The sequence below is a fragment of the Achromobacter sp. SX5 genome (assembly GCF_056711425.1).
Map to the genome: position 1 here is coordinate 890684 of NZ_CM160041.1, position 12755 is coordinate 903438.

The following is a 12755-nucleotide window of genomic DNA, read 5'->3' on the forward strand; positions in this document are numbered from 1 at the left end:
CGGCTCGCGGCCCGCGGGCTCAGCCCTCCAGCTGCGCCCACATCTCCAGGTCGCGCTTGTCGGTCCAGATGCGCGGATCGTTGTAGCCGGTGGCCTCGTCGTAGGCGCGCGACACGTCGAACGGCATGCAGTGGTCGAAGATCACCCAGTCGCTGTAGCGCGGCTTCATGAAATCGTAGACCTCGCGGTAGATCGTCTTCAGGTCCTTGCCCTCGGCCACGCCGCGGTTGACCGCGCCGTACAGGTCGGTCAGGAAGGCGCGCGTGCCGGCCAGGCCCTGGCGGACCTCGGTGGCGTTCTTCAGCGCCGGGCCGCGGCCGGGCACCATCTTTTCGGCCTCGAAGCCGGCCAGCGTGTCCAGCGTGGTCGGCCAGTCGCGGAAATAGGCGTCGCCGCAGTAGGGCGTGGACTGGTATTCGACCAGGTCGCCGGCGAACAGGATCTTCTGCTCGGGCAGCCAGGCAATGGTGTCGCCCTTGGTGTGGCCGCGGCCCACCTGCAGCAGCTTGACTTCCAGATTGCCCAGGTTGACGGTCATTTCGCCCTTGAACGTCATGGTCGGCCAGACCAGGCCGGGCGGAATCGATTCGGCGTTGCGGAACAGGCGCGGGAAGCGGCCGATCTCGCTGGCCTTGTCCTGCTCGCCGCGCTCGGCGATCAGGTCGTAGGTGTCGCGGCTGGCCAGGATTTCCTGGGCGTTGTAGGCCGACGCGCCGAACACGCGCACCGCGTGGTAGTGCGACAGCAGGATGTACTTGATGGGCTTGTCGGTGACTTCGCGGATGCGGCGGATCACGTCCTGGGCCATGACCGGCGTGGCCTGGGTGTCGACCACCATGACGGCCTCGTCGCCGATGATCACGCCCGTGTTGGGGTCGCCTTCGGCGGTGTAGGCATAGGCGTTGTCGGACAGTTTTTCGAACGAGACGACCTTGTCTGCCAGGTCGGCGTGCGAGGCGAATTGCTTGCTCATGGAGGCTCCTTCCGCTTTTATAGGAATAGGGGTGTGGAAGGACTATAGCCCGGCGTTAGTGTTTGTGCAATACGTTTGCTATAAACAAATACCCTTGGTTTTACAGGGATTTCCCGTGGATTGCGTGGCGACGCCGGCTCAGTTTCTCTGGCATTTCGGACAGTAGTACGTGGCGCGCTGGCCCTGCACGAAGCGCCGGATCGGCGTGGCGCAGACCCGGCACGGCTGGCCCTCGCGTTCGTAGACCGCGGCGTGGATCTGGAAGTAGGCGCCCGGCTCGCCGGTGGCCCCGACATAGTCGCGCAGCGTGCTGCCGCCCGAGGTCAGGGCGTCGGCCAGGGTGGCGCGCACCATGTCGGCCAGCCGCTCGCAGCGGGCCGCCGACAGCTTGTTGGCCGGCGTCTTGGGATTGATGCGGGCGCGGAACAGGCTTTCCGACGCATAGATATTGCCCACGCCCACCACCGCCATGCCGGCCAGCAGCACCTGCTTGACGGCCGCGACGTGGTTCTTGAAGTGGCGGTGCAGCCAGGCGCCGTCGAAACGCGGATCGAAGGGTTCGATGCCCAGCTTGGCCAGCAGCGGATGGGCTTCGATGGGGCCGTCGGCCTGCGGATGCCACAGCACCGCGCCGAAGCGCCGCGGATCGTGCAGCCGCAGCACCGCCTGGTCGAAAACCCACTCGACGTGGTCGTGCTTGCGCAGGAATTCCCCCGGGGGCACGCTGCGCAGCGACCCCGACATGCCCAGATGCACTATCTGGGTGCCATGCTCGAAGCGCAGCAGCAGATACTTGCCGCGGCGCGCGCATTCCAGCACCGCGCGCCCGCCGACCTGCGCCGGCAAATCGGGCGGTATCGGCCAGCGCATGCGGGATTCATGGATGACCAGCCGCTGCAGGGTGCGGCCGGTGATGACGGCGTCGATTCCCCGACGCGTGGTTTCGACTTCAGGCAGTTCCGGCATGAGCCAGTGTAAGATCATCAATTGCGTGTACGAAGATTGTGCCATCAACCGGACGGGCCGCGTGAAGTCGTCTTTCAAACCAATGAACCTCGGGATTGCCGCGCTGGCCGTTGCGCTGGCAGCAATACTGACCCCGCCGGCGCAGGCCGCCGACAGCCGGACCCGCGATGCGACCGGCCCCCGCATGGCGCCCCAGAGCCGTCAGCCTGAAACCGAGGTGATCCGCCTGCGCCCAGGCCAGTTACCCTATGTATCGCTGACCGCCGACATCTTTTATCGCGTGCTGGCCTCCGAGATCGCCGCGCAGCGCGGCATGTACGGTTCGGCGGCCGCCACCATGCTGTCCCTGGCCCGAGACACCAGCGATCCGCGCCTGGCGCGCCGCGCCCTGGAGTTCCAGCTCGCCGGCGGCAACCTGCCCGGCGCGCTTGAAGCCGCGCGGGTCTGGGCGCGCCTGTCGCCCAACGACGTGGAGGCCAGTTCGACCGAGCTGGCGCTGGCCGCGGCCAACGGCCAGACCAAAGGCCTGTCGCAGGCGCTGCGCAACCGCATCGACGCCTCGCGCGACAAGACCGCCGCCATCGGCCAGGCCCTGGCCGTGCTCAGCCGCCTCAACGACCGCCGCCTGGCCCTGCGCATCCTCGACGAATCCTTCAGCGACAGCGTGCGCAAGCTGCCCGCCGCGCACCTGGCGCTGGCCGACGTGGCCTCCGCCGCCGGCGACTACCCGCGCGCCGCCCAGGAGGCGCGCGCCGCGCTGGCAGGCGAGCCCCGCTCCGAGGCAGCCGCGCTGCGCGTGCTGGAATACGGCGCCAAGATCGATCCGCAGCGCGCGCAGGCCGAGGCCCGCGCCTACATCGCCCGCAATCCCAACGCCCGCAAGGTGCGCCTGATGCTGGCCGGCCAACTGGCCGACGGCGGCGACTACAACGGCGCGCTGGCCGAACTGCAGGCCATGTCGCGCCGCGCCCCGGAAGATTTCGACCTGCTCTTCATGCAGGCCCAGCTCGCCTACAAGGCCGGCCAGCTGCCGCAGGCCAAATCGCTGCTGCAGCAGTACCTGGACGTGCAGAACCAGCGCCAGCGCGCCACCGTGCCGGGCGCCACCGACGCCGGCGCGGCCGCCGCCGACGCCCACGTGCTGCTGGCCCGCATCGCCGAGGACCAGGGCCAGTACGACGACGCCATCGCCGAACTCGGCCGCATCGACGATCCGACCCTGCGCTATTCCGTGCGCATGCGCCAGGCGGTGCTGCGCGCCAAGAGCGGCAACGTCGACGGCGCGCTCTCCATGATCGACGCCGCCGGCCCCCAGGACGACGAGGAACGCACGCTGGGCGTGCTGACCAAGGCCCAGATCCTGCGCGACGCCGATCGCGTATCGCAGGCCGTCTCGGTGCTCGAAGAGGCCGACCAGGCCATGCCGGACACGGTCGAGATCAAATACGAACTGGCCATGCTCTACGAGCGCCAGAACCGCCTCGCCGACCTGGAGCGCATGCTGCGCCAGGTCATCGCGCTGGACCCCGACCACGCGCACGCCTACAACGCGCTGGGCTACACGCTGGCCGACCACAACCAGCGCCTGTCCGAGGCCCTGGACCTGATCACCCAGGCGCTGGAGCTGGCGCCCAATGATCCCTTCATCCTGGACAGCATGGGCTGGGTCAAGTACCGGATGGGCGACTCCACCGCCGCCGCCGACTACCTGCGCCGCGCCTACAGCGTGCGTCCCGAGGCCGATATCGCGGCCCACCTGGCCGAAGTGCTCTGGAGCCAGGGCAAGCGCGACCAGGCCGTGGAACTGCTGCGCGCCGCCAAGCAGAAGGACCCGAAGAACAAGACCGTCCAGGACGTGATCAAGCGCCTGGGGGTCGGACTGTGACGCCGGCGATCCTGCATGCGCGCCGGGCCGCGGCGCTGTTGCGCTGGGCCTTGATGGCGCTGCTGGCGGCCCTGCTTGCCGCCTGCACCACGCCCAAGCCCATCGAAGGCGCCGGCGCCGACGCGTTTTCCCGCGTCGGCCGTTTCGCGCTCACGGTCAACGAGGCCGGCGGCCAGCAGAACGCGGTGCAGGGCGGTTTCTCGTGGTCCGACGACGGCCGCCGCTACGTGCTCGACCTGACCAATCCGCTGGGCTCCACCGAAGCCCGCGTCGAAGGCCGCCCCGGCGCGGCCACGCTCACCAAGGCCGACGGCACGCGGTACGTGGCCGACAATCCCGACGGCCTGGCCGCGGAAGTCCTGGGCAGCAGCGTGCCGGTGTCGGGCCTGCGCGACTGGCTGCGCGGCAAGCTGGCCGCGCAACCGCAGGCCTCCGACGTCACCAGCGACGAGCTGGGCCGCCCCGTGGCCTTCGAACAGGGCGGCTGGCGCGCGCGCCTGTCGCGCTACGACGCGCTCGGCCCGCAACTGCTGGTCCTGGAACGCCAGGAGCCGGGCCGCCGCATCATGCTGCGGCTGGTCGTCAACCAATCCTCCTAGGGGCCGACGGCCCCGTTTCGCCGTGACGCTTTACGACGTACCCGCACCCGCCAAGCTCAATCTGTTCCTGCATGTCGTGGGCCGGCGGGCCGACGGCTATCACCTGCTGCAGACCGTCTTCCGCTTCATCGACCTGTGCGACACGCTGCATTTCGACGTGCGCGCAGACGGCGTCATCAGCCGCGCCGCGGACCTGCCCGGCGTGCCGCCGGAACAGGACCTGACCCTGCGCGCCGCGCATGCGCTGCAACGGGCGACCGGCACCCGCATGGGCGCGCAGATCGCGCTGGAGAAGCGCATACCGCAGGGCGGCGGCCTGGGCGGCGGTTCGAGCGACGCCGCCAGCGTGCTGATCGCGCTGAACCGCCTGTGGAACACGGGCCTGTCGCGCGAGGAACTGATGAAGCTGGCCTTGCCGCTGGGCGCCGACGTGCCGGTCTTCGTGTTCGGCCAGTCCGCGTTCGCGCAAGGCGTGGGCGACGAACTCAGCGCCGTCGAACTGCCGGAACGCGCCTATCTGGTGGCGCAGCCGGACGCCAGCGTGCCGACCGCTGAAATTTTTTCAGCACCGGATTTGACAAGAGATTCTTCTTACATCACAATAGCTGACTTTCTTGCTTCGCCAACTTTCTGCTTCGGCAGGAACGATTTGGAGCAGGTGGTCTACCGCCTTTACCCAGAAGTGCTTGGGGCGTCGCGGTGGCTTGCTGAACAGCTGAAGCCTCAGGGCATCGCGGTTCGCATGTCGGGATCTGGCGCGTGTTTATACGCCGAGTTTTCCGAACTACCGCAGGCCGTTTTGGCGAAAACAGAAATTACCGCTATAATGCGCGGCGCTGATAAAAAAATCAGTCAAACGCATCCACGGTTTCGGTTAGTGCAGGCATGTACTGGATTGGCTGAACATCCGTTGCGGAATTGGATTGCAAGATAGTTGGGGAGTCGCCAAGCTGGTTAAGGCACCGGATTTTGATTCCGGCATGCGAAGGTTCGAATCCTTCCTCCCCAGCCAACCGAATACATAACAAAGCTGTTGAACAAGCCCGTAAGACACTGGCCCTGGTTCAGCAGCTTTTTTATTTTCCGGATCGGCTGGTGTTCCGTATCACCCCGCATCACTCGTCAGTGTCTTAAACGACCATCGCATCATCCATCATGGCAAACGATAGCTTCATGATTTTCACGGGCACCGCCAATACGCGGCTGGCCGTGGACGTAGTCAACCATCTCGATATGTCCCTGGGCAAGATGACCGTCGGTCGCTTCTCGGACGGCGAGGTGATGGTCGAGATTAACGAGAACGTGCGCGGCAAGGACGTCTTCGTCCTGCAGCCCACCTGTGCCCCTACCAATGACAACCTGATGGAAATCATGGTGATGGTCGATGCGCTGCGCCGCGCTTCCGCCGGCCGCATCACCGCCGCGATTCCCTATTTCGGCTATGCCCGCCAGGACCGCCGCCCGCGCTCGGCGCGCGTGGCCATCTCGGCCAAGGTCGTGGCCAACATGCTGCAAGTGGCCGGCGTCGACCGCGTGCTGACCATGGACCTGCACGCCGACCAGATCCAGGGCTTCTTCGACATCCCCGTGGACAACATCTACGCGGGCCCGATCCTGCTGGGCGACATCTGGCGCCGCAACTTCTCGAACCTGGTCGTCGTGTCCCCGGACATCGGCGGCGTGGTGCGGGCCCGCGCGCTGGCCAAGCAGCTCGAAGCCGACCTGGCCATCATCGACAAGCGCCGTCCGCGCGCCAACGTGTCCGAAGTGATGAACATCATCGGTGAAGTCGACGGCCGCACCTGCATCATCATGGACGACATGGTCGACACCGCCGGCACGCTGTGCAAGGCGGCCCAGGCCCTGAAGGACCGCGGCGCCGGCGCCGTCTACGCCTATTGCACGCACCCCGTGCTGTCGGGCGGCGCCATCGACCGCATCGAAGCGTCGGAACTGGACGAACTGGTCGTCACCGACACCATCCCGCTGTCCGAACAAGGCCAGGCCAGCGGCAAGATCCGCCAGCTGTCGTGCGCCGCGCTGCTGGGCGAGACCATCCTGCGCATTTCCAACGCGGAATCGGTCAGCTCGCTGTTCGTCGACTAAGCACCCCGTTTTTGCGTCTTGCTGGTCGCGGCAAGACGCAATCGACACGGCGCGCGTTTTGCGCGCCGTGAATTTAACGGCGAAGCCTCTTCGCCATTTATTGTTTTTGGAGTTTTCCATGAAATTCAATGCCACTGCGCGTAGCGTCCAGGGTTCGAGTGCGAGCCGCCGCCTGCGCCGCGCGGGCCGCGTTCCCGCCATCGTTTATGGCGGTACGGCTGCCCCGCTGAACATCGAACTCGACCACAACGAGATCTACCACGCCCTGCGCAAGGAAGAATTCCACGCGTCGATCCTGCAAATGGCGCTGGAAGGCGCGGCCAAGGAAGAACAAGTCCTGCTGCGTTCGGTTCAATGGCACGCCTACAAGCCGCAAGTCCTGCACGTGGACTTCCAGCGCGTGGACGCCAACCAGGCCCTGCACACCAAGGTCCCGTTCCACTTCATCAACGCTGAAGTCTCGCCGGCCGTGAAGCTGGGCGGCGCCATCGTCAGCCACGTCCTGACCGAACTGGAAGTGACCTGCCTGCCGGCCGCGCTGCCCCAGTTCATCGAAGTCGACCTGAAGGACCTGCTGCCCGGCGCGTCGGTCCACCTGGCCGACATCAAGCTGCCCAAGGGTGTGACCTACGTCGCCCATGGCGGCGACGCCAACCCGCTGATCGCCTCGGCCGTGGTCAAGGCCGGCGGCGCTGCCGCTGCCGAAGAAGGCGGCGAAGCCGAAGCCCCGGCCGCCTAAGCCCGCCGCGGGCCCACAGGCCCGCAGCCGGTTTGCGTGCGAAACCCTGCGTGTGCATTTGCATGCGCAGGGTTTTTTGGTTTAAACACCCCCATCATGTCTACTCCCATACGCCTCATCGTGGGATTGGGTAATCCCGGTCCCGAATACGAAACCACCCGGCACAACGCCGGCTTCTGGCTCGCCGACCATCTGGCGGACGATCTGCGCGCGAGTTTCGCGCTGGAGAAGTCCTTCTTCGGCATGGTGGCCAAGGCCAGGCTGGGCGCCGACAACGTGCTGCTGCTCAAGCCCAACACCTACATGAACCGCTCCGGCCAGGCCGTGGGCGCGCTGGCCCGCTTCTACAAGCTGACGCCGGAACAGGTGCTGGTGCTGCACGACGAACTCGACCTCATGCCCGGCCAGGTGAAACTGAAGCAGGGAGGCGGCCACGCCGGCCACAACGGCCTGAAAGACATCCAGGCCGCGCTGGGCAGCCCCAATTTCTGGCGCCTGCGCATCGGCATCGGCCATCCGCGCACGCTCGGCCTGGCGCAGCAGGTCGCGGACTTCGTCCTGCATCCTCCGCGCCGCGAAGAACAGACACAGATCGAAGCCGTCATCGACCGCTGCCGCGCCGTGGTGCCGGCCATGCTGTCCGGCGACTTCCCGCTGGCCACGCGCCAGCTTCACAGCGGCAACGACGCCTGATGGCCCGCTCTGGCGCGCCGCGCGCAAAAAGCATGCGCTTTCGCAGCGAAGTCGCGGACTTCTGGCGCTTCCTGCGCCATCCGCAGCCGGTGTCGCGCCTGCCCGGGCGCGCGGCGGCCAGCGGGCTGGCGGCGGACTGGCTGCCCGGCATCACGCCCGGCAGGCTGCTGGCCTGGGCCGCGCTGCTGTGGGCCGTGAACCTCTTCGCGCTGGGGCCGCTGGCCGTCACGGCGGCCGGCCTGGGCGGCGTGACCCATCGCCTCGACCCGGCCAACATCCCCTGGCTCACCGCCATCCTGTGGGCGCCGCTGGTCGAGGAAATGCTGTTCCGCTACGGCCTGCGCCGCCCGAAACAGGCCTTGTGGCTGGTTCCCGCCATGCTGCCCGTCGTGCTGTGGGGCCCCAAGGTCTGGACCGGCCTCTTGTGCGCCGCCTTCCTGATCCTGGCGGCCTGGCGCCTGCGGCGCCGGCCCGGGCTGCTCGCGGGCTGGGACACCACCTGGCGGCGCTACTACCTGAAGCACTTCGGCCTGGTGTTCCACCTGGTCGCGCTGAGCTTCGCGGCCGTGCACCTGACCAACTTCGTCTACGCCAAGACGCCGTACTGGCTGCTGCCCCTGCTGGTGCTGCCGCAATGGCTGACCGGCCTGGTGCTGGGCTGGATGCGCGTGCGCCGCGGCATTGGCGCGGCCATCCTGCTGCACTCGGTCTTCAATGCCGGCCCCATTTTGATGATCTGGCTCATCATGCGCTGGCTCCCGGCGGCGGCAAGCTGACGGGGTAAACTAGAATGTTAACGATCAATACCGTACTCACACAGGATTCCCATGGCTCTGCAATGCGGCATCGTCGGCCTGCCCAACGTCGGCAAATCGACACTCTTCAACGCTCTGACCCGCGCCGGCATCGCCGCCGAGAACTACCCGTTCTGCACCATCGAGCCCAACGTCGGCGTGGTGGAAGTGCCGGATCCGCGCCTGCAGAAGCTGGCTGAAATCGTCAAGCCCGAGCGCATCCTGTCGGCCACCGTCGAATTCGTCGACATCGCCGGCCTGGTCGCCGGCGCCAGCAAGGGCGAGGGCCTGGGCAACCAGTTCCTCTCGCACATCCGCGAAACCGACGCCATCGTCAACGTCGTGCGTTGCTTCGAAGATCCCAACGTGATCCACGTCGCCGGCAAGGTCGACCCCATCGCCGACATCGAAGTCATCGAAACCGAACTGGCCCTGGCCGACCTGCAGACCGCCGAAAAGGCCCTGCAGCGCCACCAGAAGACCGCCCGCTCCGGCGACAAGGAATCGCAGCGCATCGTCGCCGTGCTGGAAAAGTGCGTGGCCCAGCTGAACGAAGCCAAGCCCATCCGCGCGCTCGACCTGTCCACCGAAGAAAAGGCCGACATCGCCCAGCTCTGCTTCATCACCGCCAAGCGCGCCATGTACGTGGGCAACGTCGCCGACGACGGCTTCGAGAACAACCCGCTGCTCGACCGCCTGACCGAATTCGCCGCCGCGCGCAACGCGCCCGTGGTCGCCATCTGCGCCGCCATCGAGTCCGAAATCGTCGACCTCGACGACGCCGACCGCCAGGCCTTCCTGTCCGACATGGGCATGGAAGAACCGGGCCTGAACCGCCTCATCCGCGCCGCCTTCAAGCTGCTGGGCCTGCAAACCTACTTCACCGCCGGCGTGAAGGAAGTGCGCGCCTGGACCGTGCCGATCGGCGCCACCGCGCCCCAGGCCGCCGGCGTCATCCACACGGACTTCGAACGCGGCTTCATCCGCGCCCAGACGATTTCGTATGAAGACTACATTGCCTACAAGGGCGAGCAGGGCGCCAAGGAAGCGGGCAAGATGCGCGCGGAAGGCAAGGAATACATCGTCCAGGATGGGGATGTGATGAATTTCTTGTTTAACGTCTGACGATTTTTGTCGGATCTCGGTGGCGCTCAGTAGCACTTGGTGGACGGGTTGGCCCATTTGAAATCAATGGGTTGCAAAAACAATACGGTCTACTGAGCGTTCCTATTGTTCATCGAGGTCTGAAAAATTCGGGGGTAGCGTTGGGGGTACTCGTGTTCAACCGTGGGGGTACATCTCCCCGCAGTGGAGTCCAACGATGCCCGAAAACCTACTCACCGACCTCAAGGTCAGGTCGGCTAAATCGACTGATCGAGACTGGAAACTATCAGACGGCGGGGGCTTGTTCCTTCTGGTCAAGCCTGCCGGCGGCAAACTCTGGCGGTGGAAGTACCGCCTGCAAGGCAAGGAGAACCTCTTTGCCATTGGCGGCTTTCCCAAGGTAAGCCTTGCGGAGGCGCGCGCTGCCCGCGAGAAAGCGCGTGCCTTGGTCAAGCAAGGTATCCACCCTGCGCATGAGCGGCAGCAGGTCAAGCAGCGCAACTTGGAAGTGCTAGAGGAACGCAAGCGCGCAAAGGAAAGCTCGTTCGCCAAGGTGGCGCAGGCTTACCTGGCGGAGATCAAGCCTGTCTTTGCGCTCAGTTCCTACCGCACGAAAGAATCCCGCGTCAGGAAGTACCTGTCGCCCAAGTTTGATGGGATGCCGATGAGCGACATTGGCGTCAAGCAGATTCGCCCGCTGCTGGAGGAATGCAAGTCCCACGGAGCCTGGGCGGCGATTCACGTTAAAGGCGATCTGTCGGCGATCTTTGAGTTCGCAGTGGTGCGGGGGCTGGTCGAGGCAAACCCGATTCCCAGTCTGCGTGGGCTGCTGCGCGTGCCGTTCAGCGAGAGCAAGGCGGCGATGACGCGAGAGCAAATCCAGAAGTTCTATCAGGAGTTGCGTGGCTACCGGGGCTATCCGGAGACTTCGCTGTGCCTGCGGTTGATTGCTCTGACCGCCTGCCGTCCAGGGGAAGCGGCGGATGCCGAGTGGGACGAGTTCGACTTTGAGGATGCACTGTGGCGTCGGCCTGCGGCGAAGATGAAGGTGCGGCGCGACCATGTCAGTCCGCTGTCTGTGCAGGCCATTACCGTGCTGAAGGATTTGCAGTGCATCACGGGCGGTGGCCGCTATCTGTTCCCACACCGGAGCGGCAAGGGATTCACCACGCCCAACCGACTCACCTACGCGATGCGCGATATGAACCTGGGCCGGGGCACGACGCCGCATTGCTGGCGGACGACCTTTTCAACCTGGGCCAACGAGAACGGGTACCGGCCTGATGCGATTGAGCGGCAGCTTGCTCACGTGGAAAGCAACAAGGTGCGGGCGACGTACAACAAGGCGTTGTTGCTGGATCAGAGAAGGACGCTGTTGCAGGACTGGGCAGACTACCTGAGTGCTGCGGAGGGCAGCGGCACGGCATAGGGAAGAGTTGGCTGGGTGTTGCAGAACCAATGGACAGGGCGGCCTTTTCCTTTTCTGGATAGGGCCGTTGTCCCTTGAGTGCCATTCCCTTGCTGTTTGCCTTTGCCCCAGGTTGGGCCGGGAATGGGGTAAACAATGAAGTAAATAGGGTAATTTATAATTTATTGCCCTATTTTTGGTATTGTGCTGCCCGTTTCCTTCCTGGTCAGCTTTGTCGGCCCCTCACGACCGGGCCTACGTTCAGGAAATGGGGTAGTCAAACACTATTAATGAGGTATTTCTAGAGACAATGCCCCATTTAAAGGCTATGATTACTCCATTTAGACAGCCTGGGCTTACATTTCCATGCACTCGCTCACACCCGAGTACCTTGCCGCGCTTCGCTTCGATGGCACTCAGGCCGCCACGTTGCGCACACTGGGCGAGTACCAGGGTAAGCAGCAACTCTACGCCGCGCAGTCGCCCGAAGCCCTCAAGGGCCTGCGCCAGATTGCGGTGGTGGAGTCCACCGAGTCGTCTAACCGGCTGGAAGGCGTTGTCGTCGCACCCTCGCGGTTGAAGTCTCTGGTCATCCGCAACGCAACGCCAAAGAGCCGCTCCGAACAGGAGATCGCCGGCTACCGTGATGCTCTGGCACTGATCCACGAGTCCGCCGCGCACATGCCCTTCAGCGAGGGTGTTGTGCTGCAATTACATACCCTGCTGTACCGCTACATGCCGCAGGCGGGTGGACGCTGGAAGGCCACCAATAACGACATCGTCGAGCGTCACCCGGATGGCACTTCGCGTCTGCGCTTCCAGCCGGTGGCTTCGCATCTCACGCCGATGGCCATGGCTGATCTAACAGGGCGCTACGCGACCGCGCTGGACCAGCATCTGGCCGATCCGCTGGTGCTGGCGCCGCTGGCGATGCTCGACTTCCTGTGCAGCCACCCTTTCCCGGATGGCAACGGTCGCATGTCCCGCTTGTTGACCCTGCTGCTGCTCTACCACTTCGACTATGCAGTGGGTCGCTACATCAGCCTAGAACGCATCTTCGAAGATACCAAGGAAGGCTATTACGAGACGCTGGAAGCCAGCTCGCGGGGCTGGCATCAGGGGCAGCATGATGTCAAACCCTGGCTCGACTATTTCTGGGGTGCTTTGCTGCGGGCCTACCGTGAGTTCGAGGAGCGTGTCGGCACCATCGAGCGGGGACGTGGCAGCAAGGGTGATCGGGTGCGCGCGGAAGCCTTGGGTCGTACTTTGCCGTTTTCGATCTCGGAAATCGAGGAAGCTTGTCCGGGCGTGAGCCGGGACATGGTGCGGCTGGTGTTGCGGGCGATGAAATCAGAGAACTTGATCGCGCCGACCGGCAAGGGGCGCGGCGCGAAATGGTACCGGCTGGGTTGAACAGTCTAAAACACCAGACGAATATTGAGAACGAACTGAAAGATGAGCGTGTCCCTGGCCGAGTAAGCCGGGACG

General features: G+C 65.1%; 12 protein-coding genes and 1 tRNA gene. 11 read left to right on the forward strand and 2 right to left on the reverse strand.

Features of this window, described 5'->3' with window-relative positions; genetic code table 11:
- Positions 1-19: 19 nt before the first annotated feature.
- Both AC1M14_RS04075 and mutM read right to left on the reverse strand, forming a co-directional pair.
- Positions 20-973, reverse strand: a complete 954-nt coding sequence (locus AC1M14_RS04075) for an MBL fold metallo-hydrolase (protein WP_102773998.1) — start codon at positions 971-973, stop codon at positions 20-22.
- A gap of 138 nt (positions 974-1111) precedes the next feature.
- Positions 1112-1939, reverse strand: coding sequence for a bifunctional DNA-formamidopyrimidine glycosylase/DNA-(apurinic or apyrimidinic site) lyase (gene mutM / locus AC1M14_RS04080; protein WP_479731041.1), 828 nt, complete (start codon positions 1937-1939; stop codon positions 1112-1114).
- On the opposite strand from mutM, the gene AC1M14_RS04085 reads away from it, so the two are divergent.
- The 11 genes from AC1M14_RS04085 to AC1M14_RS04135 all read left to right on the forward strand — a co-directional run bounded on the left by AC1M14_RS04085 (position 1938) and on the right by AC1M14_RS04135 (position 12680).
- Positions 1938-3824 carry a tetratricopeptide repeat protein gene (locus tag AC1M14_RS04085; RefSeq protein WP_102773996.1) on the forward strand — a complete coding sequence of 629 codons (1887 nt, stop codon included), beginning with the start codon at positions 1938-1940 and terminating at the stop codon, positions 3822-3824. The two genes, mutM and AC1M14_RS04085, sit on opposite strands and share 2 nt — an antisense overlap.
- A gap of 53 nt (positions 3825-3877) precedes the next feature.
- A complete protein-coding gene (gene lolB, locus AC1M14_RS04090) occupies positions 3878-4423 on the forward strand; it encodes a lipoprotein insertase outer membrane protein LolB (RefSeq protein ID WP_111826327.1) in 546 nt (181 codons plus the stop codon).
- Between the two features lie 22 nt (positions 4424-4445).
- Positions 4446-5357 (forward strand): 4-(cytidine 5'-diphospho)-2-C-methyl-D-erythritol kinase, encoded by a 912-nt coding sequence (gene ispE, locus AC1M14_RS04095; RefSeq protein WP_111825843.1) that lies wholly within the window; start codon positions 4446-4448, stop codon positions 5355-5357.
- 1 nt (position 5358) lies between these two features.
- Positions 5359-5435, forward strand: a tRNA-Gln gene (locus tag AC1M14_RS04100).
- Between the two features lie 143 nt (positions 5436-5578).
- A complete protein-coding gene (locus AC1M14_RS04105; protein WP_006227587.1) occupies positions 5579-6529 on the forward strand; it encodes a ribose-phosphate pyrophosphokinase in 951 nt (316 codons plus the stop codon).
- A 118-nt stretch (positions 6530-6647) separates the two neighbouring features.
- On the forward strand, positions 6648-7268 hold the full coding sequence (locus tag AC1M14_RS04110; protein ID WP_102773994.1) for a 50S ribosomal protein L25/general stress protein Ctc: 621 nt from the start codon (positions 6648-6650) through the stop codon (positions 7266-7268).
- Positions 7269-7364: 96 nt separating this feature from the next.
- Positions 7365-7961, forward strand: a complete 597-nt coding sequence (gene pth / locus AC1M14_RS04115; RefSeq protein WP_479731042.1) for an aminoacyl-tRNA hydrolase — start codon at positions 7365-7367, stop codon at positions 7959-7961.
- On the forward strand, positions 7961-8737 hold the full coding sequence (locus AC1M14_RS04120) for a CPBP family glutamic-type intramembrane protease (protein ID WP_479731043.1): 777 nt from the start codon (positions 7961-7963) through the stop codon (positions 8735-8737). The genes pth and AC1M14_RS04120 overlap by 1 nt, the downstream gene beginning before the upstream one ends.
- A gap of 51 nt (positions 8738-8788) precedes the next feature.
- On the forward strand, positions 8789-9880 hold the full coding sequence (ychF, locus tag AC1M14_RS04125) for a redox-regulated ATPase YchF (RefSeq protein ID WP_102773991.1): 1092 nt from the start codon (positions 8789-8791) through the stop codon (positions 9878-9880).
- A gap of 196 nt (positions 9881-10076) precedes the next feature.
- Positions 10077-11288, forward strand: a complete 1212-nt coding sequence (locus AC1M14_RS04130; protein ID WP_479731044.1) for a tyrosine-type recombinase/integrase — start codon at positions 10077-10079, stop codon at positions 11286-11288.
- Positions 11289-11633: 345 nt separating this feature from the next.
- Positions 11634-12680, forward strand: coding sequence for a Fic family protein (locus AC1M14_RS04135; RefSeq protein ID WP_479731045.1), 1047 nt, complete (start codon positions 11634-11636; stop codon positions 12678-12680).
- The last annotated feature ends 75 nt before the right edge of the window (positions 12681-12755 follow it).

What these genes read in the sequence shown, in the direction of transcription:
- AC1M14_RS04130 (WP_479731044.1), top strand. Translation starts at nt 10,077, where the DNA reads ATGCCCGAAAACCTACTCACCGACCTCAAGGTCAGGTCGGCTAAATCG.
- AC1M14_RS04085 (WP_102773996.1), top strand. Translation starts at nt 1,938, where the DNA reads ATGAGCCAGTGTAAGATCATCAATTGCGTGTACGAAGATTGTGCCATC.
- ychF (WP_102773991.1), top strand. Translation starts at nt 8,789, where the DNA reads ATGGCTCTGCAATGCGGCATCGTCGGCCTGCCCAACGTCGGCAAATCG.
- pth (WP_479731042.1), top strand. Translation starts at nt 7,365, where the DNA reads ATGTCTACTCCCATACGCCTCATCGTGGGATTGGGTAATCCCGGTCCC.
- mutM (WP_479731041.1), bottom strand. Translation starts at nt 1,939, where the DNA reads ATGCCGGAACTGCCTGAAGTCGAAACCACGCGTCGGGGAATCGACGCC.
- AC1M14_RS04135 (WP_479731045.1), top strand. Translation starts at nt 11,634, where the DNA reads ATGCACTCGCTCACACCCGAGTACCTTGCCGCGCTTCGCTTCGATGGC.
- AC1M14_RS04110 (WP_102773994.1), top strand. Translation starts at nt 6,648, where the DNA reads ATGAAATTCAATGCCACTGCGCGTAGCGTCCAGGGTTCGAGTGCGAGC.
- AC1M14_RS04120 (WP_479731043.1), top strand. Translation starts at nt 7,961, where the DNA reads ATGGCCCGCTCTGGCGCGCCGCGCGCAAAAAGCATGCGCTTTCGCAGC.
- AC1M14_RS04105 (WP_006227587.1), top strand. Translation starts at nt 5,579, where the DNA reads ATGGCAAACGATAGCTTCATGATTTTCACGGGCACCGCCAATACGCGG.
- lolB (WP_111826327.1), top strand. Translation starts at nt 3,878, where the DNA reads ATGGCGCTGCTGGCGGCCCTGCTTGCCGCCTGCACCACGCCCAAGCCC.
- AC1M14_RS04075 (WP_102773998.1), bottom strand. Translation starts at nt 973, where the DNA reads ATGAGCAAGCAATTCGCCTCGCACGCCGACCTGGCAGACAAGGTCGTC.